Below are 21,169 nucleotides of genomic sequence, written 5' to 3'. Positions count from 1 at the left end.
TGGGCGGTTGAATAGTTATTCGACAGTCGATGTCGTTACCGGCACACCCGTGTCCAGGCGCAGCAAATTGGTCGTCAATACGGTATCGCCGATCGACAGGCCCTGCAAAATCTGCACGGTTCCTTTGGTCCGGCTTCCGGTCGTTACGTCCCGACGCTCGGCTTTGCCGTTTTTGATTCTGAACAGAGAATAGCCTTTGGTATTCGGAATCAATGCCTGCGTGGGCACCAGGATGCCGTCCTGCGCGACGTGCAGCGCAAAAGCAATCTTGGCCGACGAACCGGGTACGAGTTTGTCTCCTTTGTTTTCGCTAATGGCTTTGACCAGTAAACTCCGGGTATTGGCTTCTATCTTCGGCTCCGTGGCCGTCACCTTCGCCAAAAACGGGCGACTGCTGTTTTCGGTGGTAAAGTGAATGGCCTGACCCGGCCGAACCTCCGACGCGTATTTTTCGGGAATCGTGAAGTTGATTTCGACCCGGCTAATGTCGTCGATTGAGCTCAGAACCGTTGATGGGGTTACGTAAGCGCCAACGTCGACGCGCTTCAGACCGAGTTTACCCGCGAACGGTGCCCGGATTTCCGTTTTGACCAGGTCGACGTCGATCATGGCCATTTCCGCCTGCAACACGTTCAGGTTGGTCAAGACTTTATCGTATTCCTGCTGGTTGATGGCTTCCGTCGCCAACAGTTCGCGGAAGCGTTTTTCATCCAGCTTAGCCAATTTCTCCTGGAGAGCCAGTCTGCGTTTTTTAGCGAGCAGATCGGCGTCGTCCAGCTTATACAGCAACGTACCCTGGCTTACGAAACTACCCTCCCGGGCATAGACCCTGACCAGTTTACGGGCCACTTCACTGACCAGATCGACCTCCTGGTTTGCCTGGATGGTTCCGGTAGTTTGTAGTTCGTCGGTAATGGTTTCGCGTTTTACGACGAACGCATCGGAGGCTACCTTATTTTCGGGTAGCGGTGCTGGCGAAAATTCCTTGCTGCCTGCGGATGCAGTGGACTTGTTTGAAAATAATTTCGGGGTGACTAAAAACAGAGCGATGGTCAAAACGATCAGGCCTGCAATCAGAGACTGTGTTCGAAAGGTTAGCGTTTTCATTTTGTACGAGGTTGTATTGTTTTAATGTTCTACGATTATCGAACTTTCGTTGTTTTATGGTTGTCGAACAAGATGACCTTACGGATGGTTTCTCAATTCTAAAAAACTAATGAATTATTTTCATCGGCCACATTGTTGTGTTGGCAACTACTGTAGCTACTTCATTAATCAGTAGCCGCGATGAAGCCGCAAGCAGACGCATTTACCTTATGAAACAGTACCAACATCCTACCGCCGACCAGATAACCCTGACGGGTGTGCTCCACGCGCTGAGTGACCCCGTCCGGTTGAATTACGTGCAATGTCTGGCTCAGTCTGAATGCGAACAGTCCTGTGGTGCCATCCCTACGCCGGTTGCCAAGTCGACTATGTCTCATCATATCAGGGTGTTGCGCGAGGCTGGCCTTATCCACCTGCGGCCGTATGGTACCCAAAGTCTGATTTCGCTGCGGTTCGATGAGTTGGAAAAAAAATTTCCGGGCGTCCTACAATCTGTGCTCAAAGCCGTTAAACATACGGATGCTGTTGAGCAGGTATGACAAGCTGGTAGTATGATTTTGCTTTTAGCCCCTACCCTATCGCCGTTTAGTTGACGCTCCGGTGTAATCTACGTATGCCGATTAGTCTGTCCTGTATGGGTCAGGTGCTGGCAGAAAGTTAAATTCGGGTCGCCAGGTGGTCGCCTGTTCATTCAGCCAAACCCTGTCCGCATGGCAAACTTCGAAACCGTCATCTTTATCCTCACCATTCTGATTGGTTTGTCGGCTATCGCCGATAAAATCAAGCTGCCTTATCCGATTCTGCTCGTAGCAACCGGCCTGATCATCGGCTTTGTGCCCTTCCTGCCTAATCTGGCTTTGGACCCCGACGTTGCGCTACTCATTTTTCTGCCTCCCCTGCTCTATGACGCGGCCTCCAAAACGGCCTGGCAGGAATTTACCAGCTCCATTCGCCCCATTACCACCCTGGCCGTTACGCTGGTGTTTTTCACCACATCGGCTGTGGCCGTGGCGGCCTACTATGTGATTCCGGGCTTTAGCTGGCCGATGGCCTTCGTGCTGGGAGCCATCGTATCGCCCCCGGATGCCGTAGCGGCTAATAGTATTATCAAAGGGCTGGGCCTCAACAAACGGGTGATTGCCATTCTGGAAGGGGAAAGCCTGCTCAACGATGCCTCCGCACTGGTGGCCTATCGCTATGCCGTAGCCGCTGTCATGACGGGCAGCTTCGTGCTCTGGCAGGCCAGTCTGCAATTTCTGGTGCTGGCTGGCGGGGGGCTGCTGATCGGGGGAATCCTGGGCTGGTTAATGACGCTGGCACTCCGGCGAATCACCAGCGCAACGATCCAAACCAGCCTGACGTTATTAGCGCCTTATCTGGCCTATCTGGCTGCCGAACACCTACAGGCGTCGGGCATACTGGCCGTTGTCAGCGCCGGGCTGTTGATAACTCGCCGGGCACCCGAAGTCTTTTCGCCCCAGGCTCGTCTCGAATCCCGAGCCGTCTGGGATACGGCCATTTTTTTGCTCGAAGGGGTCGTTTTTATTCTCATTGGCTTGCAGCTACCCGCTATCGTAGCCGACCTTGGTCAGTATACGACTGGAGAACTGGTGTTGTACAGCGTGGTGGTAAGTGCCGTCACCATTTTGATTCGAATTCTTTGGGTGTTTTTCAGCACCTATTACCCACAGTTACTGGGGTGGTCCGACCGGCCCACAACTAGTGGTTTAGCTACCGACGAGTCGCCTACGCAAGTGGACTGGCGGAATGTACTGATTGTGGCCTGGACCGGAACGCGGGGCGTCATCTCACTGGCGACGGCGCTGGCGCTGCCCCTCAGGCTGGTCAATGGTCAGTTTTTCCCGCAGCGAACCCTAATTCTGTTTTTAGCTTTTGTGGTCATTCTGGCTACGCTGGTCCTTCAGGGGTTAAGCCTGCCACTACTGATCCGGCTGCTGGGGGTGGAGCCGCAGAACGATCAGGCGCGGGAAGATCAGGCCCTGGAGTTTCTGCTGGCCAGCCGTTCTCTACGGTATCTGGAAAGCGATTTTCCGATAGACTTGCCGAATACGTTGAAACAAACCCTTTCCCGGCGGTATCACCTTTTGGTCAACGAACTCGGTGCCAGACTACAGCAAGCCGAATCAGGACCCAGCGCAACGGGCCAGGGTACGGTTGACGAGCGTTCCCTGGTGAGCGAGCTACGGGCGGCAGAGCGGGCCCTGGGCGAGTACCAGCAGACTTTGCTGGTTGAATTGGCCCGGGAAAACCGTTTCAGCGACGAGGTATTGCGGACGGCCGAACGGCGACTGGACCTGGAGATGGCCCGACTGGATGCTTCCGAACAAGCCGCCGGGGAGTAGGCCTGTAACCGGCCAGTATCGCCTACACGACCGTTCCCTAATCTTCCCCTTGTCCTTTGCCTTCCCGCTGCAATCTTTAGTTAAGCGTTGATAAAAGCTGGCTGTTTGGCTCAGGAAAGCGGGTTACGTCCTGACGCTCAGGCTCAACCCGCCACAACCGGGCGGGTTCAGATCAATGGGGCAGACAGTACCTGCGTTTAGCGTAGTGATCACATTTTCCCTTATGGCTTCTCAACAAGACCTCGATTTTACCTACACAACTATCGATAAAATCTTTCGGCTGAGTATGGGGCAAACCGGTGATTATAGCGGGGCGTTGTACAACGGCGATTTTTCACTTACGCTGGAGCAGGCCCAACGTCGGAAACACGAGTTTATAGCCGACAGTCTGGGCATAGGACCTGGTTCCAGGGTGCTGGATTTAGGGTGCGGCTGGGGCCCTTTTCTGCACTACATTAAAGAGCGAGGAGCCATTGGCCAGGGCGTAACCCTTTCCAAAGGCCAGGCCGCAGCCTGCAGAGCCAACGGCCTGACAGTGGACATCAAGGATTGTCGCCGGATTACACCCGCTGACTACGGCACGTTCGACGCCATTTGCAGCGTCGGTGCCATGGAGCATTTCTGTTCGGTCGAGCAGTACCAGACTGGTCAGCAGGATCAGGTATACGCCGATTTCTTCGCCAGGCTCAGTGACTTACTGCCACAGGGCGGAAGGGCTTACATCCAAACTATGGTTTTCGGGAAAAATATGATTCCTTTCGAGGAAATTAGTCTGGACGCGCCCCACGATTCGCCATCGTACGCATTGGCGCTGATGATTGCCCAGTTTCCGGGCTCCTGGCTCCCCTACGGGGCCGACCAGGTCATCCGGAATGCACAACCTCACTTCAAACTCATCTCCCAGAGCAGCGGTCGGCTGGACTACATTCAAACCATCGGGGAGTGGCGGAAACGATTTCGGGCCTTTCACCTGCACAAATACTGGCTCTATGCCTCCCTGGTGCCAAAGCTATTGACCAGCAAATCCTTTCGGGATTTAATTGCCGTATTTCGGGTTAGTCCCAACCGGGTGTGTTTTCAACAGGAAACGATGGAGCACTATCGGCTGGTATTTGAAAAATTATAGGCTTGTAGCCATTTAATCGGTACCCTACTGACTGCTCAAGGCATTCTTTCTATTTTTATACAGTGGACTGTTCAAGTCCCGGCTGCACTAATTGCGCGTATGAGCTACGGGAATACGGCGCGCACCAGCAACATAGGACTCTTTGTATCCGCAGCATTCTACTGGACGATTTTTACTGATTCTCTGCCTAAATTCGTACATCACCAGTTGAATGACGTTTTCGTATCCTAAACCTATCTCGCAGAAAAAGAAAGCAACATGAATCAACTTGACAAGTCGCTATCCATTGAAGAAGGACAAGAATTAATCAGCACCCTGAAAGCCCGCTTTGAAAAAAATACCAACCGCCATGCCGGTATGCAGTGGACTCCGATAGCCGCTAAGCTGCAGGCAGCGCCCGACAAACTAGCGTCACTCTACGAAATGGAGAAAACAGGCGGAGAACCCGATGTTATTGGCCAGGATGAAAAGACGGGTGAGTACCTTTTCTGCGACTGTTCTCCAGAAAGTCCTAAAGGCCGCCGAAGTGTATGTTACGACCGCCAGGCACAGGAATCACGCAAGGAGCACAAACCCGAAACGAACGCGGTCGATATGGCGGCAGCAATGGGCGTTGATCTATTAACACAAGACCAGTATCGAGCCTTGCAGCAACTGGGTAAATTCGATACTAAAACGTCGAGCTGGTTGCAGACCCCTTCCGAAATCAGAACGCTGGGGGGCGCCATTTTTGGGGATTGTCGTTACGGTCAGGTCTTCGTATACCACAACGGTGCCGAGTCATATTATGGGGTCCGGGGATTTCGGGGCTATCTGAAACTCTAAGGCTGGGTAGTTCCCATGGGCCAGTAATTCTTGTTTGCGTGGGACGTCTAACCATTACCTAATGAAAAATAAGGTTCACCGTCTGCTTTTGATAAGTTGCCTGTTTCTAAGTAGACCTGATCTGGTCGCTCAAGTCGCTTCCGATTCGGTTAAACGAACTATACAACAGGCTGTGATGAGTCAAATTAACAACAAAGCATCTGTAGGAACCGTAGTCGCTTCCCTGGTTAATAGCCAGGAAGACTACTTCGTTTACGGCCTGGCCAACGGCACGGACAAGCAACCCATTACAAAACAATCCATTTTCGAGATAGGCTCCATTACCAAAACGTTCACGTCTCTATTGCTGGCCGAGCTGGTCGTGGCTGGTACCGTCAACCTGAATGATCCCGTTCAAAAATTTCTGCCTGATTCGGTCAACATGCCTTCTTTCAATGGCCAGCCAATTACGTTGATCGATCTGGCCACTCATACCTCCGGCCTTCCCCGATTGCCCAGTAATCTGAAGCCGAAAGACCCACAGAACCCTTACGCTGACTACGGCCTGAAAGAGCTGTATGCTTTTCTGAACACGCATCAGCTCAAACGAGCGGTTGGTACGTACGAGTACTCAAATCTGGGTGTCGGACTTCTGGGGCACGCGTTAACATTGATTACGGGAAAAAGCTACGAGCAGATGCTACAGGATATCATCTGTAAGCCGTTGAACATGACGGAAACCAGTACCCTGAACGTCAGCGCCAACTTAACTAGTGGCCACTCCGACTCCAGTCCCGTAGCTCACTGGGATTTTGGTGTACTGGCAGGGGCAGGGGCCATCCGGTCTACCGCCGAGGATATGATGCGCTACGTAAAGGCCGAAATGGGCTTACTCCCTTCATCCCTGAAGCCAGCCATGGAACTTACCCAACAGCCTCACCGTAGAGTCGCCAAAGACATCCAGATGGGGTTGGGCTGGCATATTCAGGCTGTCAATACGGATCAGCTTTTCTGGCATAACGGAGGTACCGGAGGCTACACATCGTTTACCGGCTTCAGTCGGAAAACCAACAAGGCCATTACCATATTGAACAACTCCGATCGATCAGTCGATGACCTGGGCGTACACTTCTTCGATCCTTCGGTAAAAATAGCCCCTACGGAAAAAGCCATCGTTGTCCCCGTGCAAACCCTGCAACGTTATGTAGGCGTTTATGAAATTCAGGCTGGGCAGGAGTTTGACGTGAAACTAGAAGGCGATCAACTGTTTATCAAACTCACTGGCCAGCAATACCTGGCGGTATATGCCGAATCGGAAAGCAAGTTTTTCTACCGGGCGGTGGACGCATCGGTCACTTTTTTCAGGAACAAAAAAGGGGACGTGACCAAACTTGTTTTACATCAAAATGGCCACGAAGTTTCAGCCAAACGGAAATAAAGTCCCTGGCACCGAAAAACAGTCACCACAAAAAAAGCCAAGACCGGAAACGGCCAGCCCCACCAGTACACGTGAGCCAGCCGTTTCCGGTCTTTCAATACGCCGGGAGATCAAGATTTACTGAGGAGCCCGAACCATACCCGTTCCCACATCGAACGGATCGAAACCAGTGACCAGGCCACTCGTGGTACCGGACGAAATCAGCCGCGCTTTGAGCACGGAAGGCGTTAACAGGCCATTGGTTTTGAGCTGTTCAGCCCAAAGAGCCGCTATGCCGGCAACATGCGGTGTGGCCATACTTGTACCGCTCATATTGGTTAAGCCTCCACCCCGTTTGGCAGACAGGATCGCTACGCCCGGTCCGGCAACGATAGCACCCGTGTTCGAAAAGGGCGCAACCGAAAACTTCTGACCGTTTTGTCCCAGAGCCGCTACCGAAATAAACCCATCCGACACAGCGGGTGGACTAACGGCGATCTCAAACGGGGGGGTCGCATCCCGGCCACTTTCGTTGCCAGCAGCTGCCACGATTACCGTAGGCTGAAAGAACCCGTTGCTGGCCTGGACAAGCTGAGCCATCTTTTCGAACAGCGCTACGTTTGTCCGATAGCCTTCCAGGGCAATGGATGTGGCCACTTCGGGAGCCAGCCCGTTTTCGTCCTGCAACCGCCGGACCAGACCGGGGAAGTCGATGCCCAGCGACATCGATATGACGTTAGCGCCATTCTGCATAGCCCAGTTAATGGCGTTGATTATTCCTTTGGACCCGCCCCCACTGCTGCCCAGCACCTTGCCGATCAACGCTTTTTTAACGCCAGTAGCTACCCCGATCCGATTCCCATTGACATCGCGGCCAAAGATGGTTCCGGCACAGTGGGTACCATGCCCATGCTGGTCTCCATCGCCCTCACCCGTGAAATCTTTCTGAAGAAGCTCTACCCCGGCAAAGGCCGGATGTGCGGCATCGATGCCGGTATCGAGTACGGATACCACAATGCCGTCACCAGAGAAAGGCGATGTATCGGCGCCCACAGCCTTGACGCCCCAGGCCGTAGTTGGTGCCGCTGGCTGCAGCACGTCCTCTACGGCCTGGGGCGCGATTAATTTTATGGGAATATCCATGGCAAAAGCCACGACATCCCTTTCGCGGGATACATCAGCTAAATCATTTTTGCTGAGGGTCGTTACCTCAACTTTCAGACCAGTGGCTTCAGGGGTGCCCAGCGGGCTGAAACCAGACGCTTTACCTAAAAAGATATCGCGCGTGGAAACTGATGGGGTGCGGAGAATAATATACTCTTCATTCATGGTACATGTAATGTTAAAGGGTAGAAAAACGGGACAAGGATTACGCAGTCAGGTATTGATTAACGAACAGAATGGCCGGATAAGTAGCCAAAAACGCCCATAGAAACGAGTTTAGGCCCATAACGATGGCATTGAGAATGTGGAATGTGAAGCCCCAGACCAGAAAAATGAGCGCATAGGGCCAGGGCAGAAAAAGGCATAACGGGAATAGGGTTTCGAAAAGAATAACACTCCAGCAAAGAACGATATTGAGTCCACGACGCTTTTTGAGCAACCGTGCAGCCCAGCGTGAACCGTATGTTTTGGTAGAAAAGATAGCGCAAACGGCTGTTCCTGACTGCCATTCCCGGGATACCAGCTTGGCAATTCCAGCAGCGGCATAGGAAAGACACGATTGCAGCGCAATAAACCAAATCCCGATAAGCAACAGCTTGGGCGTAGCAAACGGCGTACAGCACAAGCCAAACGTAATGAGTAATGTAACCGTCATCTGGTCAGATCCATCGCTGCCATAGAAAGTGATCATGGATGTGACGAGCAAATTAATGACCAGCAGTACGATGGCAACCCACCATTCCGGTGATCCGGAAGCAGAAAAAAAGGCAAACACCAGTAGCAGCAGACGTAGCGAAAATAGTATAGCTAATCCACCTTTAGAATAAACTCTGGCGAGCAACGCCCCAATCAGCCCATATCGAACCCGCTTGTGCCAGCCAATCTGAACAATATTCCACGACAACAGGCCATTATCAGCGAAAACATCAACCTTGACCAGGTACTCCAGCGACGAGATAAATATACCCAGCGCCAGTACCGAGAACATCATGTTATAAATAGTTACTGTAGCCATTAGCTGATCCGTTACAAGGGGTGAAACATCGATAGCATAATAAACTCCGGTGCACTGTCGGACTCATACCCAAAAGAACCGGCCAGCATGAATTGCCTGTACGCTGGTTGAGCAGAGGGTAGTGCCTGGGTGCATACAAACTTTAAGATAAGGAGATAAGGCAGCGTGATCGATAGCGATTTAAGGTCAATCGGTCCGTTCACGCCAAAGACGGCCAGGTTCTGAACAATATCGGAGAGTACCTTTTTATCCCGCTTGTCAGGATTCCAGACACATGTGTAGAGGTATCTTTCTTCCTGCAAATCAACCTCGACCCAGTCACTTAGGCCGCCTTGCGGTTGTTTGTCCCGGTATAGCAGATGGTAATCCTGCTTGCCCGGATTCGGCGCAAAAAAGGTCCATAAAGGCACGAGACTCATGAAATCAAGCGACCGTATTTTTGCCGCCACTTTCCAGTGAGAAAATTGACAGACAACAGTTACCAGAAACCAAATGATAAACAGGCTGGCAACTAAAATTTCGTAGACAGAGAGAAGAGGAATAGCCATAGCTCATCAATGCAGTTGACATCCGAGTACAGGAATCTACCAGGCAGCAGTTTGCCCTTCGCCCTATTTTTTGTTAACAGAGCAAACTGCCTGAAACCTGGATTAGATAGACTAATTAGTTAAACGATTTGCGCAAAGCAATAAGCTTATCAACCGACAAGGTTTCTCCATCTTCGCTAAGCAAACTATTCATTGCTTCCGCTTCTACTCCTTCCGGACCTGCCTGGGCCGATCGGACACGGCCAACGGCCTGCATCACCATGGGTGTTGCCTTAACCGCAATGGGCGTTGCTTTGGCAGCAATACCGGCCGCTTTAGCAACGACTTTTGCAATGGCCCCAATGAACATTGCCTGAGCCGATACGTCAACTTCCTGAGGAGTAGCGGTACCTGTACCTTCACTTTCCTGCATCTCGGCTATTAGCGCATCTAATACAGCTAATTCCGATTTTGATAAACTAATCTTTGCCATAGTTTTAATCGATTTGGTTATAGGGAAGGGCGTTAATTAACTTGACATAGCTACGTAAATTCACAATTAGCCTATGCACTTTTTGATTCATCGGCGATAAAACCATACTTTGTTGAATGATGAATTGATATATATATTTAGTATAGTCTACTTCAAGCAAAATCGCCTACAAAGCTGTTCACTACCAGTCACTTATAGCGTAGCATAACGTACCAAAATGTTGAGCTAAAGGGACCGATTTTTGTGATTGATTCAGCAAATTTGGACTTACATGGCCCTGCTAAGTAATTAAAAATGAGTTGAATGTGCTGTTGAAAGTCTTATTATGAGTTAATAAGTTTGTCAAACAGTTCAACCTTATTAAACAAATAATCTATTTAACGCACTCCTAAAAAATGACGATAACATTCGAAGAAGATAAAGCTTTCCATGATGATCTTCATGTCTGTATTCCAGAACTCAAAATAGATCGGTATTTTGATACGTATTACTTCGTAGTAGATTACGAATTTTTACCAAATAAGGAAACCGAAGAAAAGGTCAAAATAAGTTTAAAAAACTTATTAGTTGACTGGGGAAATGCAGTCAAAACGATGGATGTTGCCGAAACAGTCTATCTGCCTATAAATTTTAAAGATCAGTATGTAGGTACTTTAAAAGTTTTCAAGGAGGCCAACGATCTGTTGAAGATATCTTACAGTAATCATAAATATATTTCGATGTTTCCCTCTCAGATGAACAAAATTATATTCAATGAAAAGACGGAAAGTTCTAGCAGCGATGAGTCCTTTGAAATTTATCTAGATGACTTTATAGATGAATTGAAAAGAGAATATTCGAAAATTAAAGTCTAATAGTAAAGTTGTTACCACAGGTTAATTTTAAGTCACGAAACGATCTATTGTGGACTTATACCTAATGACGACTAGCCTCCGGGTTAGGCCAAAGACGCTCTAAGTAAAAAAATCCTAAACCGAAAACGTGGCTTACTTAATCCGTTATGTCTCAACTAAAAAATGTGCCCCTGGTCAGACCAGGGGCACATTTTTTAGTTGAGAAACGCTAAACCGACTTATTTTTTATCCCACCAGAGCGGTTCGGACAGCGCCACTTCGGTCGGCACGTTGATGCCATTTTTGGAGGTTTCGCCACTTGGGTACGCTACCCGCCGAATGAATGTAGGCAATGCCGCGTTTACCGGTAACTTAAACCCTTTGTACTGGTAATCATACCGGCGGGCATCATTCCAGGCTTCCGGATTGAGGTAAGTAGCCACGTACTTCTCCTTGAAGATAAGATCGATCGTTAGCGCCGTTGCGCCGACAGCCACCACCGGATTGGCCAGATAAGTATCACGGGTAGCCGAGGCAACGCCGTATTTATCCATATTCGCCTGAATACCGGCCAGATAAGCGGCATATGCCCGGGCTTTGTCTCCCGCCCTGAAAGCCGCTTCAGCTTCGATAAATTTCAACTCGGCATAGGTCGCAATCAGCAGGGGCGATGCATCGCCGGTAAGGGGCGAATTGAGGGAGATGTAATTCTCATCCTTGATGGTATTGGCCGCCCCTACATTGCCCTGGCCATTGATGGTTCCTTTGTAATCGTTGTTGACGGTTTTGTCGGTAATCTTCTCGATTCGCGGATCAAAAACACCGTAGGTGGTGCCGTTCAACTGATTGATCAGCTGGGCAGAAAGCCACCCGTCCAGCAACAAGTTGGCATTGTCGCGGGCTACCTGTGCCCAGGGATTCCGTAGCAGAAACGAGGCCATCTGTGCATCATCGGCATTGGACGTATATGACTTCGATACGGCATCGAGTACGTCAGCGGCTTTATAAGTGCCCTGCTTCGACACTTTCGTCAGCATCCGGGCTTTCAGCATGTAGGCAGTCTTGCTCCAGGCAGCCGTACTACCTTTGTGAATCAGGTCATTAGCCGCGCTTAGTTTAAGCTTCGAATCCGTCTTGGCCAATTCCGTAATCCCCTCATTGAGCAAGGAAAGAGCCGTCGAATATAACGTTTGTCCCGTATCGTATTTGGGCGTAAGGGTGGTACCGGCAAATGCATCCGAGAACGGCGCATCGCCAAACATATCCGCAATGAGCGTCAGGTGGTAGGATAACATGACATCCGCCACGCCCACGTACTCCGATGCGCCCTGTTCCTGAGCAAACTTTTTCATGTCGTATAAATCGGCCATGCCAAAATAAACGGCATCCCAGGTACTCGTATAATCCGTACTCTGGTACGTATCGGTCGGGCTGGCCGTACTTGGACTGGCCAAATACTGCACGAAGTAAGACGTGATCCCGGCAACCCGCTGTGAATTCAGGCCGGTCTTCTGGGTCGTGGTCGACAGGAACGATGCCAACGGCGGGTTGGATATCAGGTTTGGATTGCTGTTAAGATCGAAGTAATCCTTGCAACTGCTCAGCAGGCTCATCACGAACGCCGTCAGAATCAGTAGTGTATATCGTTTTGTGTATGATTTCATTAGAATCGGAAAAGAAATGAATTAAAATCCAACGTTCAGCGTAAACAGGAAGCTTCTCACGGCCGGATACGTAAAGCCAGCGAAACCGTCTACATTACTGCCGCTGTTGGTGGTGGTTGCCTCCGGATCGTAGCCCGTATATTTGGTCCACAAGGCCAGGTTATTCCCCGTTACGCCCACCCGCGCATTTTTGATAAATGACTTTTTGAGTATCGACGTTGGCAGATTATACGATAACCCGACCGAACGAACGCGAACCCAGGAGGCATCTTCGATAAAGTTTTCGGACACGCCCCGGTGCACGTTCCGGTAGTACCCGTTACCGTAATCGACGCCATCCGGCCCTTTGCCCTGGCCTAACCAAACCGCCTTGGTATTTGGGGTACCGTTGGCCAGCACGCCGTCAAATACCTTGACGTCATTGCGGTCTTCAGTGTATTTGGCAATGCCGAACGCCGAGAAGAAGTTACCCATCTGATTGTACCGATCCTGACCCACGCGGGCGTCTACCAGAGCCGTCAGTGTGAAGTTGCCATAGCGCACGGTATTCGTCATACCACCAATCCACTTTGGCTGCGTATTGCCCAGCAAGCGCTGTTTGGTATCGATAACCGGGAAACCGTTGGCACCGATCACGATCGGGCGGCTTTTATCCACCGTCGTCGAATTGTCTTCGCTGGCATTGGCATAATACCGCTGGTAGGTCCGGCCATACAGATTCCCGTAGGCCAGCCCTGGCACCAGTTTCATGGTTACCGTCGAGTTAGCATACCCAAATTCTGATGCGTAACTTATTTCGGTCAGGCCCTCCCGAATGCTGAGAATTTTGTTCCGGTTAGCCGAGAAGTTCAGATTTACGTCCCAGTTCAGCTTACCCGTCCGGACGGGTGTGCCCCGCAGAATAAGTTCGATACCCTGGTTGCGCATCTGGCCCGAGTTGATGGCCGCTCTCACATAGCCCGTACCCGACGACACATTCACTTGAATGATCTGATCTTTACTCGTTGAATTGTAATAGGTTAGATCGAGACCTAAACGGTTATTCAGAAAACTCATTTCCAGACCACCTTCGAAGGTATCCGTAAATTCTGGCCGCAGACTTGGATTTCCGAGTAAGGCACCTCTTGTGAAGCCGGTCAAACCAGACGGCAAACTTTGGTAGGACGCATAGCCCGTAGCTGTCGAATAGGGAGCGGCATCTTTCCCGATTTTGGCGTAAGAGGCTCTGAGTTTACCCATGCTGATGAACTGAGGCAACTTGAACTGCTGCGAAAACAAGTACCCAAGGCTTACGGATGGATAGAAGAAGGAGTTATTCGGTGCCTGAAGCGACGAGGTAATGTCATTCCGACCCGTTAGCGTCAGGTAAAGGTAATCCCGGTAATCCATCGTCAATTCACCAAATATCCCCATCAGGCGATAATCTTCGGCGCTTTGGGTGGGCACCACGGTTTTGGCATTCCGCAGGTCGAAATAGTTGTATACTGTCAGTTCGGTGCCTTCTGCGCCAAATCCGCGAATTTTCCGATCGTACAAGTCGTGCCCAACGCGGAGGGTAGTGTTAAAATCCTGACCGAATTTATGCGTCGCACTGGCTGCGAACGTCGAGGTAATTGCTCTGAAGTTCGTATGATACTGATTAATAAAGCCTCTATCGTTATCGCTGGAGATGTACTCGCCCGCTATGCCTGTGGGGCCGGGGGCCGTGCCCAGCCGATCGTCGGAGTAGGTATCCAGACCCGCCCGGTAATTCAGCGTAAGCCAGCTCAACGGCGAATAGACGAAATTTACGCCACCGATCAGGCGGTTTACGTTATCTCTGAATTTATTGGTCATGGCCGTATAGATCGGGTTCGAATTATCCCCGGAATACGTATTCATGGTACCATCGGGTTTCAGGTAATCCCGGACATCGTAGCGCGGAGACCAGTAACTCAGCTGTTCGCTGTAACTCCCGGCGTTGTAGCGATTGCCCCCGGAGTTAATGTAGTTAAGGTTAACGCCCGTGGTGAACTTGTCACTAAATTTGGCGTTCATATTCAGCCGAGCCGACAACTTTCCGTAGTTCGTGAAGGGAATGATACCATCCTGCGTTAAGTGCGAAATCGACGACAGGAAGTTGATTTTGTCCGTACCACCCGAAAAAGACAGGTTATTCTGGAACTGCTTTCCGGTATTATACGCATCCTTAAACTGATTGTACAGTTTAGCCGGGTGCGTCGGGTCAATTTTGATCGCGTCGGCTACGGTAGGGCCAAACGAAGGCCAGAAACTGTGCGGATCATACTGTCCCTGCCAGCCGATGGTGTATTTATCCTGCACCTCCGGGTATTTATTGACATTTTCAAACCCGTATGTGCCGCTGTAGTTAGCGCGCAGGGCGCCCGCTTTCCCCGACTTGGTGGTAATAACCACGACACCATTGGCCCCACGAAGGCCATAAAGAGCCGTTGCAGCGCCACCTTTCAGAATATTGATGGTTTCAACATCGTCCGGATTAATATCGGCGGCCCGGTTTGTCATGCCCCGGCCATCGGCTCCCGAATTGGCTGTCCCCGTACTCGTACTGTTGTCGAGCAGAATACCGTCGATCACAAAAAGCGGCTGGTTATCGCGGCTTACATCGATCGAGTTTATGCCGCGGATCAGGATCCGGGCACCTTGCCCAGGGGCACCGCCCGTACTGGAGATGGTTACCCCGGCTACTTTACCCTGCAGCGCATTGACTAGGTTGGTCTGGTGATTTTGGACAAGCTGCTCTGAGTTTACGCTCTGCGCGGCATAGCCCAGTGCTTTCTTGTCGCGGCTAATACCCAGCGCGGTCACCACCACTTCATTCAACACCTTGTTATCCTGTTTCAGAGTTACATTGATACTCCGGCGGCTACCAACGGCAACCTCCTGGTTTTCATACCCAATGTAGCTGAACACCAGGACAGCATTCGTTGAATTCACCCGAAGCGTGTAACGCCCGTCGGCATCAGTCAAGGTTCCGGTTGTGGTGCCCTTTACGGATACGTTTACGCCGGGCAGGGCCGTACCATCTCCATCCGTAGAAACAATTCCGCTCACTTCGCCCTGTTGCGCCCTAACGAGCGACGAACAGAGTAGCAAAGTCAGCACCATACAGACCTGTAAGATTTTCTTCATGTTTGACTAGTTGTTAACAAATAATAGGAACGAGTAAAGTGACAAATTTATAACCTAATAAAAATTTTGCCAAACTTTTAAATAAACAAATTTTGTTCTGTATAATTTAAAATAATCTACGCCTACGATTTATTCATTAACATCACCAGGATTTAAGCTTCTTGATTACTTAGGGTCGATAACGATTTCTACTCAGAAAATCACGTACACAAAGCGGCCATTTACGTTCGAGTCTAAGGCTTTAGAAGCGCTCTTTCGTACAGGAAATCTGCGTACTCTATCGCCAATTTCGACCGTTGCTCATGGATGATCGAACGCGTTGAACGAACTGGAGCCAGATGGAATGGATGAGGAGATTATCCGTAGTTATTGAGATTAAAAAAGAGGAATTTATTTACGGTTACCTATATACGTATTAACAGCAAACGCTTGACGATATGCTCCTATTTTGCGTCGCCGTTACCGACGAAGAATCTGCTTTTTCCTCCGCGTATCTGGAAACCCAAATCGATAAGCACATTTTTGAAAGCGGCTCTACAACAATCAATCGCCTACAATTTTTAACCAGGCTCTTTCCATTTAAAGTTATCTTTGGCCGTGCCGACTCAGGAAGATATGACAGAATTTGCGTCGGTTTCAGGTGAAGACGCAACCGCATGGGAGAACTAAATTCGGCAACCACAAGCACAAAACCCCACTTCGCTATTCTGGATGGATTGCGTGGAGTGGCGGCCCTGGCCATCGTTATCTTTCATTTTATGGAGTGGGTATATCCCGATGCCAGTCAGAATTTCATTGCCCACGGTTTTTTAGCCGTCGATTTTTTCTTCTGCTTGTCGGGCTTTGTCATCGGCTACGCCTATGACGACCGAATCCGTCAAGTAGGGCTCGCAGCGTTTTTTACCATGCGGTTGATTCGCTTGCACCCCCTGGTCCTCTTCGGATCGGTAGTAGGTTTGCTGGGGTATCTGTTCGACCCCTTTGCGGCTCAGCCCGGTTTAGTTGATCGGGCAACCCTGTTGCTGACGTTCCTTTGCTCAATATGCCTCATCCCGCTACCCATCCTGAAAGAGCGGGCGTTCAACCTGTTTAGTTTTAATGCGCCGGCGTGGTCATTATTCTGGGAATACGTGGCCAATATCATCTATGCCCTTGTCCTATACCGCGTCAGCCGTCGTTATCTATCCATACTAATCGTATTGGCGGCCGTAACTCTGTGCCTGGTTAGCTACCGGGCAGGTAATCTGCTGGGCGGTTGGACCGGGAGCAACTTCTGGGATGGCGGTGCCCGGATAGCGTACTCGTTCCTGGTCGGGTTATTCATTTACCGAGCCAACTGGATTCTAAAAAATAACCTTGGCTTCTTAGGTATCTCGGTGTTGCTCGTGCTGGCCTTTCTCATGCCCTATACCAGATGGAACTGGTTGACCGAGCCGCTCATTGTGCTGGTCTATTTCCCCGTTCTGATTGCGGCTGGAGCAGGGGCTACCCTATCCCGTGGCCTGGAAAAACTGTGCGTATTTCTGGGCAAACTTTCCTATCCGCTTTATATGACCCACTACGGGGCTATGTGGATCTTCGGGAGCTACCTGGCCAGCCATAAACCGGACACGCTGCATCTATCACTGATTGTGGTTACCGGGACCATTTTTCTGAGTGCGTTCGCTTATCTGGTGCTGCTCCTGTATGATGAGCCCATCCGACGATATTTGACCAGCCGTCGGTAATCGATCTCTTTAAAGCCTATAAGAGACCTGAGCATCGTGTTAAATAAGATGTAACTGAAAGTAGATCAGGCTACATTTCTTCTTTACCAGATGGATTGTTTTTAGCTATATATGCGCTCATTGGCAGTGAAGTTGGTGATTTACTTAAGCATTAGCTTCAGCCTGTTTGCCTGTGTTGATCCGACAGAATCCACGATCAATAGTTCGTTGAATGTCCTGATTGTTGATGGCACTCTTACTGACAAAGCAGAGACGCAGCTGATTCGGCTTAATCGCTCTAAAGCCGATGAACTCACCGGCCGGTTTGGTTACTTACCCGTCACGAAGGCTACCGTACAGATCATGATTGATTCAACTGATGTAGTGATGGCCGAAGAAACCACCGATGGTCGCTATCAGCTACCCGCTGACTTCAAGGGAAAAGCCGGTCATGTTTACCAGCTCAAGTTTACCTTGTCGGATGGTACCCGCTACGAATCGACCCCGGAGCAACTACAGCCGGTGGCTCCTATCGGGCAAGTCCGGGCTCAATTCAACCCCACCAGTTTAACCGGAACGGAGCGATTGAACAACAGCTACACAGCCGCTCACGATTTCTACGTGGATTTTACCGACCCGGCTGATCAAACCAATTATTACCGCTGGGAATGGCTCGATTGGGAACGCCAGGAGTGGTGCCGCAGTTGCCAGCGAGGACTCTATGAGATCAGGGATCCTCAGGGCAACTTACTTGAAGATTGTGTCAATAATACATTGAATGTTTCCTTCCCTAATTACGATTACAATTGCCGGACAGACTGCTGGGAGATTATTTACAGCCACAACCTGGTTTTATTCAGCGACCAGTATAGCAATGGCAATCTGATCAAAAGTCTGCCCATTGGTCAAATACCGCTTTATTCAAAAGAGCATTGCCTGGTCGAAGTTAGACAAAGCTCCTTGACGAAACCGGCTTACGACTACCTGAAACGATTGAACGACCAGACCCAGACTACGGGTGGCGTGGCCGGTGGTCAGCCTGCTTTGCTAGTGGGTAATGTGTATAACGTGGCGCAGAAAAATGAGCCCGTGGTCGGTTATTTTACCGTATCAGGTGTTTCTTCCCTTCGGTACTGGTTGACCCGCAGTGATGCAACGGGCACTACTCCTGGCTTATTCCGGGCCCTGAACAGCCATGACCCAACCAATGAACCGCCAATGGGGAACCGCCCTCCCCTGGCCGTTTGTGTTTCGAGTGACACGCGAACGCCCTTTAAACCCGAAGGCTGGCGAGACTGATTTTTAATTATATCCGCCAACAATGAGTACTTTATAAAGACTTATTTACCTCCTACATTTATTAACGTACGAACTGGCCTATGCTATCACGCCTACTGTTTGGCTTTGTCTTTATTTTATCAGTGAACCCCCTTTTTGCCCAAACTACCTATACGCTCTCCGGTGTCGTTCGTGACTCAGCTAGCGGAGTTCCCATTGTTCGGGCGGCTGTGGTGCTGGATTACGAAAAGTCGACAAAGGGCACCTACACTGACGCGCAAGGTCTCTTTGCCATAACGACCCAGCCGGGTCAGCATATCGTGGTCGTTCGAAGCTTGGGGTATGTGCCTTTCCGAACGACCCTGTATCTGCGGGACAACAGGACCTTGACGATTAATTTACCGTCGGTATCCAGCCAGTTGGAAGAGGTCATCGTGACCAGTAAAGGGTACGACCGCAATATCCGTCAACCCCTGTTAGGCGTCAGTCAGATCAATATCGCTACCCTCAAAAAGATGCCCGCAGCCCTGGGTGAAGTGGATATTCTGCGCAGTTTGCAAATGCTGCCCGGTGTGACTAGTGTGGGCGAAGCCGCCAACGGGCTCAACATCCGGGGGGGCACCACCGATCAAAACCTGATTCTGCTGGACGATACGCCCATTTTCAATCCCACCCACATGTTCGGCCTGTTCTCCGTCTTTCCCCCCGATGCCGTTAGTGGGCTTGATCTTTACAAGGGAAATGTACCGGCTCGCTACGGCGGGCGAGCGGCTTCGGTGCTGGACATCAGCCTGCGCAACCCCAATCTGAATCAATTTAGCCTGACGGGTGGCGTCAGTCTGGTGGCAAATCGACTCACGATCGAAACCCCGATCATTAAAGGTAAACTGGCCCTGCTGGTCTCGGGGCGCGGGGCGTTTAACGATTTTCTACTCAGGGCCGTTTCGCCCCGTTTCGATAACATCCGGGCCAAATTTGGCGATGGGACAACCAAACTTTTCTGGCGGATCAATGATAAGAACACCGTAACGGCGATGGGCTATTATAGCCAGGATTTGTTTCAGACCAATCTGCTGGGCAGCCTGGCTAATGTGAATGCGATCAATACACAATACGCCCAGCAAACCGCCAATGGCATGGTGCGCTGGTTTCACGCCTTCAATGACCGGGTTAATGTGCAGACAACGGCCTTGGTGGCCCAGTACATTCCCCGCATCATATCCACCGAAGACAGTACCAACAACAAAGTTGACCTCAAACAATCGCTGCTACAACGACAGATCAAGTCAAACCTGAACTATCAGTTAACCAACCAAAAAATTGAATTGGGTGTTAGTGGTACCCATTACCGGTTGAACCCCGGCGAATTGATACCCGGCAACAGCCAGTCGGTCAACTACCAGAAAACGCCCCTTGAAAATGCGCTGGAGCTAGCCATTCATGCCGAAGATGAGATCAGGTTGTCCGATAAACTGGCCGTGTCGGCTGGACTGCGTTACTCGCATTTTTTGAATCTGGGTCCATCCATTGTTCGCCGGTACCGTAACGACGGACCGGCAAATAGTGAAGTAATTGATGCTACGACCGTGGTGGATTCTACGGTATACGGAGCCGGGCAGGTAACCAAGCAGTACGGTGGGCTAGAACCTCGGCTGGGCCTTCGCTATGCCCTGACGTCCAATTCATCCATCAAGCTTGGTTATAATTTGATGCGGCAATATTTGCAGGTGATCACCAACACGACCACGCCCCTGCCTACCTCGCGCTGGAAAACGGCGGATGCGCACATTCAGCCGCAGGTAAGCCAGTTATGGTCGGCGGGCTATTTCAGAAACTCGAAAAACAACATCTTCGAAGTCTCGGCAGAGCTCTATTGGCGCACGACGCAGCACATTCTGGACTACAAGCCGGGGGCTGATTTCCTTCTGCAACCCTACCCTGAAACCCAGTTGTTACCTGGCCGCAGCAAAGCCTACGGGCTGGAAGTCATGGTGGCCAAGAAGAAAGGGGAACTGACGGGCTGGGTCAACTACACCTTTGCCCGTACGCTGAACCAGGTTAACGAGGGCGTTGATTTTCAACAGCAGATTAACCGGGGTGACTGGTATCGCGCCAATTACGACCGTCCGCACAACCTGAACATGAGCCTGACCATTAACCAGGGCCGAACGCACAGCTTTTCCTTTAACTTTTCGTATAGTTCAGGCCGCCCCTACACGGCACCGGAAGGCTTTATTCGCTATCAGGGCCGGACGTATCCTTACTATAACGAGCGCAACCAGTATCGGCTGCCCGACTATCACCGACTGGATTTTGCCTGGAATATCTATAGTCCGAGCATGAAGAACCGGCGCTGGCAGGGCCACTGGACGTTCACGGTGTACAATCTCTACGGCCGGAAGAATGTTTATTCGATCTTTTATCGAACGGAGGGGCAAGCCACAAACCCGTATCGGCTCAGCATCTTCGGGGCACCCATTCCCAGCCTGACGTACAATTTTGAATTTAAGTAAAACAGAAAC

At 50.5% G+C, this 21,169-nt stretch carries 16 protein-coding genes; 9 read left to right on the top strand and 7 right to left on the bottom strand.

Annotated elements, in window-relative coordinates; translation table 11 throughout:
* Positions 1 to 15: 15 nt before the first annotated feature.
* Positions 16 to 1,107, bottom strand: coding sequence for an efflux RND transporter periplasmic adaptor subunit (locus tag ACYU8Y_RS13385; protein WP_460937955.1), 1,092 nt, complete (start codon positions 1,105 to 1,107; stop codon positions 16 to 18).
* A 209-nt stretch (positions 1,108 to 1,316) separates the two neighbouring features.
* Between ACYU8Y_RS13385 and ACYU8Y_RS13380 the strand changes: the two genes are divergently transcribed.
* From ACYU8Y_RS13380 to ACYU8Y_RS13360, 5 genes are all read left to right on the top strand, one after another.
* Positions 1,317 to 1,646: an ArsR/SmtB family transcription factor gene (locus ACYU8Y_RS13380; protein ID WP_460937953.1), complete on the top strand. Its 330-nt coding sequence runs from the start codon at positions 1,317 to 1,319 to the stop codon at positions 1,644 to 1,646.
* A gap of 171 nt (positions 1,647 to 1,817) precedes the next feature.
* On the top strand, positions 1,818 to 3,470 hold the full coding sequence (locus tag ACYU8Y_RS13375; protein ID WP_460937951.1) for a Na+/H+ antiporter: 1,653 nt from the start codon (positions 1,818 to 1,820) through the stop codon (positions 3,468 to 3,470).
* A gap of 223 nt (positions 3,471 to 3,693) precedes the next feature.
* Entirely contained in the window at positions 3,694 to 4,596 is a 903-nt protein-coding gene (locus ACYU8Y_RS13370; protein ID WP_460937949.1) for an SAM-dependent methyltransferase, read from the top strand.
* Positions 4,597 to 4,854: 258 nt separating this feature from the next.
* Positions 4,855 to 5,421: a DUF4256 domain-containing protein gene (locus ACYU8Y_RS13365; protein ID WP_460937947.1), complete on the top strand. Its 567-nt coding sequence runs from the start codon at positions 4,855 to 4,857 to the stop codon at positions 5,419 to 5,421.
* 175 nt (positions 5,422 to 5,596) lie between these two features.
* On the top strand, positions 5,597 to 6,838 hold the full coding sequence (locus ACYU8Y_RS13360) for a serine hydrolase (protein WP_460937945.1): 1,242 nt from the start codon (positions 5,597 to 5,599) through the stop codon (positions 6,836 to 6,838).
* Positions 6,839 to 6,955: 117 nt separating this feature from the next.
* Here the strand turns inward: ACYU8Y_RS13360 and ACYU8Y_RS13355 are convergent, their stop codons facing one another.
* The 4 genes from ACYU8Y_RS13355 to ACYU8Y_RS13340 all read right to left on the bottom strand — a co-directional run bounded on the left by ACYU8Y_RS13355 (position 6,956) and on the right by ACYU8Y_RS13340 (position 10,016).
* On the bottom strand, positions 6,956 to 8,146 hold the full coding sequence (locus tag ACYU8Y_RS13355; RefSeq protein ID WP_460937943.1) for a S8 family peptidase: 1,191 nt from the start codon (positions 8,144 to 8,146) through the stop codon (positions 6,956 to 6,958).
* Positions 8,147 to 8,186: 40 nt separating this feature from the next.
* Positions 8,187 to 8,996, bottom strand: coding sequence for a hypothetical protein (locus ACYU8Y_RS13350; protein WP_460937941.1), 810 nt, complete (start codon positions 8,994 to 8,996; stop codon positions 8,187 to 8,189).
* 11 nt (positions 8,997 to 9,007) lie between these two features.
* Positions 9,008 to 9,544 carry a hypothetical protein gene (locus tag ACYU8Y_RS13345; protein WP_460937939.1) on the bottom strand — a complete coding sequence of 179 codons (537 nt, stop codon included), beginning with the start codon at positions 9,542 to 9,544 and terminating at the stop codon, positions 9,008 to 9,010.
* A gap of 115 nt (positions 9,545 to 9,659) precedes the next feature.
* Positions 9,660 to 10,016, bottom strand: coding sequence for a hypothetical protein (locus tag ACYU8Y_RS13340; protein ID WP_460937937.1), 357 nt, complete (start codon positions 10,014 to 10,016; stop codon positions 9,660 to 9,662).
* Positions 10,017 to 10,411: 395 nt separating this feature from the next.
* Here ACYU8Y_RS13340 and ACYU8Y_RS13335 point away from each other — a divergent pair, with 395 nt between their 5' ends.
* Entirely contained in the window at positions 10,412 to 10,870 is a 459-nt protein-coding gene (locus ACYU8Y_RS13335; protein WP_460937935.1) for a hypothetical protein, read from the top strand.
* A gap of 218 nt (positions 10,871 to 11,088) precedes the next feature.
* Here ACYU8Y_RS13335 and ACYU8Y_RS13330 read toward each other — a convergent pair whose 3' ends face one another.
* Positions 11,089 to 12,513 carry a SusD/RagB family nutrient-binding outer membrane lipoprotein gene (locus tag ACYU8Y_RS13330; RefSeq protein WP_460937933.1) on the bottom strand — a complete coding sequence of 475 codons (1,425 nt, stop codon included), beginning with the start codon at positions 12,511 to 12,513 and terminating at the stop codon, positions 11,089 to 11,091.
* A gap of 21 nt (positions 12,514 to 12,534) precedes the next feature.
* Positions 12,535 to 15,663, bottom strand: a complete 3,129-nt coding sequence (locus ACYU8Y_RS13325; RefSeq protein WP_460937931.1) for a SusC/RagA family TonB-linked outer membrane protein — start codon at positions 15,661 to 15,663, stop codon at positions 12,535 to 12,537.
* Between the two features lie 656 nt (positions 15,664 to 16,319).
* Here ACYU8Y_RS13325 and ACYU8Y_RS13320 point away from each other — a divergent pair.
* The 3 genes from ACYU8Y_RS13320 (at position 16,320) to ACYU8Y_RS13310 (ending at position 21,160) form a co-directional block, all read left to right on the top strand.
* Entirely contained in the window at positions 16,320 to 17,390 is a 1,071-nt protein-coding gene (locus ACYU8Y_RS13320; RefSeq protein WP_460937929.1) for an acyltransferase family protein, read from the top strand.
* A 111-nt stretch (positions 17,391 to 17,501) separates the two neighbouring features.
* On the top strand, positions 17,502 to 18,668 hold the full coding sequence (locus ACYU8Y_RS13315; protein ID WP_460937927.1) for a DUF4249 domain-containing protein: 1,167 nt from the start codon (positions 17,502 to 17,504) through the stop codon (positions 18,666 to 18,668).
* 80 nt (positions 18,669 to 18,748) lie between these two features.
* On the top strand, positions 18,749 to 21,160 hold the full coding sequence (locus ACYU8Y_RS13310) for a TonB-dependent receptor (RefSeq protein ID WP_460937925.1): 2,412 nt from the start codon (positions 18,749 to 18,751) through the stop codon (positions 21,158 to 21,160).
* The last annotated feature ends 9 nt before the right edge of the window (positions 21,161 to 21,169 follow it).

The sequence above is a fragment of the Spirosoma humi genome, from assembly GCF_054776575.1.
This window is presented reverse-complemented; position numbering and strand designations above follow the sequence as displayed.

What these genes read in the sequence shown, in the direction of transcription:
- ACYU8Y_RS13385 (WP_460937955.1), bottom strand. Translation starts at nt 1,107, where the DNA reads ATGAAAACGCTAACCTTTCGAACACAGTCTCTGATTGCAGGCCTGATC.
- ACYU8Y_RS13380 (WP_460937953.1), top strand. Translation starts at nt 1,317, where the DNA reads ATGAAACAGTACCAACATCCTACCGCCGACCAGATAACCCTGACGGGT.
- ACYU8Y_RS13375 (WP_460937951.1), top strand. Translation starts at nt 1,818, where the DNA reads ATGGCAAACTTCGAAACCGTCATCTTTATCCTCACCATTCTGATTGGT.
- ACYU8Y_RS13370 (WP_460937949.1), top strand. Translation starts at nt 3,694, where the DNA reads ATGGCTTCTCAACAAGACCTCGATTTTACCTACACAACTATCGATAAA.
- ACYU8Y_RS13365 (WP_460937947.1), top strand. Translation starts at nt 4,855, where the DNA reads ATGAATCAACTTGACAAGTCGCTATCCATTGAAGAAGGACAAGAATTA.
- ACYU8Y_RS13360 (WP_460937945.1), top strand. Translation starts at nt 5,597, where the DNA reads ATGAGTCAAATTAACAACAAAGCATCTGTAGGAACCGTAGTCGCTTCC.
- ACYU8Y_RS13355 (WP_460937943.1), bottom strand. Translation starts at nt 8,146, where the DNA reads ATGAATGAAGAGTATATTATTCTCCGCACCCCATCAGTTTCCACGCGC.
- ACYU8Y_RS13350 (WP_460937941.1), bottom strand. Translation starts at nt 8,996, where the DNA reads ATGGCTACAGTAACTATTTATAACATGATGTTCTCGGTACTGGCGCTG.
- ACYU8Y_RS13345 (WP_460937939.1), bottom strand. Translation starts at nt 9,544, where the DNA reads ATGGCTATTCCTCTTCTCTCTGTCTACGAAATTTTAGTTGCCAGCCTG.
- ACYU8Y_RS13340 (WP_460937937.1), bottom strand. Translation starts at nt 10,016, where the DNA reads ATGGCAAAGATTAGTTTATCAAAATCGGAATTAGCTGTATTAGATGCG.
- ACYU8Y_RS13335 (WP_460937935.1), top strand. Translation starts at nt 10,412, where the DNA reads ATGACGATAACATTCGAAGAAGATAAAGCTTTCCATGATGATCTTCAT.
- ACYU8Y_RS13330 (WP_460937933.1), bottom strand. Translation starts at nt 12,513, where the DNA reads ATGAAATCATACACAAAACGATATACACTACTGATTCTGACGGCGTTC.
- ACYU8Y_RS13325 (WP_460937931.1), bottom strand. Translation starts at nt 15,663, where the DNA reads ATGAAGAAAATCTTACAGGTCTGTATGGTGCTGACTTTGCTACTCTGT.
- ACYU8Y_RS13320 (WP_460937929.1), top strand. Translation starts at nt 16,320, where the DNA reads ATGGGAGAACTAAATTCGGCAACCACAAGCACAAAACCCCACTTCGCT.
- ACYU8Y_RS13315 (WP_460937927.1), top strand. Translation starts at nt 17,502, where the DNA reads ATGCGCTCATTGGCAGTGAAGTTGGTGATTTACTTAAGCATTAGCTTC.
- ACYU8Y_RS13310 (WP_460937925.1), top strand. Translation starts at nt 18,749, where the DNA reads ATGCTATCACGCCTACTGTTTGGCTTTGTCTTTATTTTATCAGTGAAC.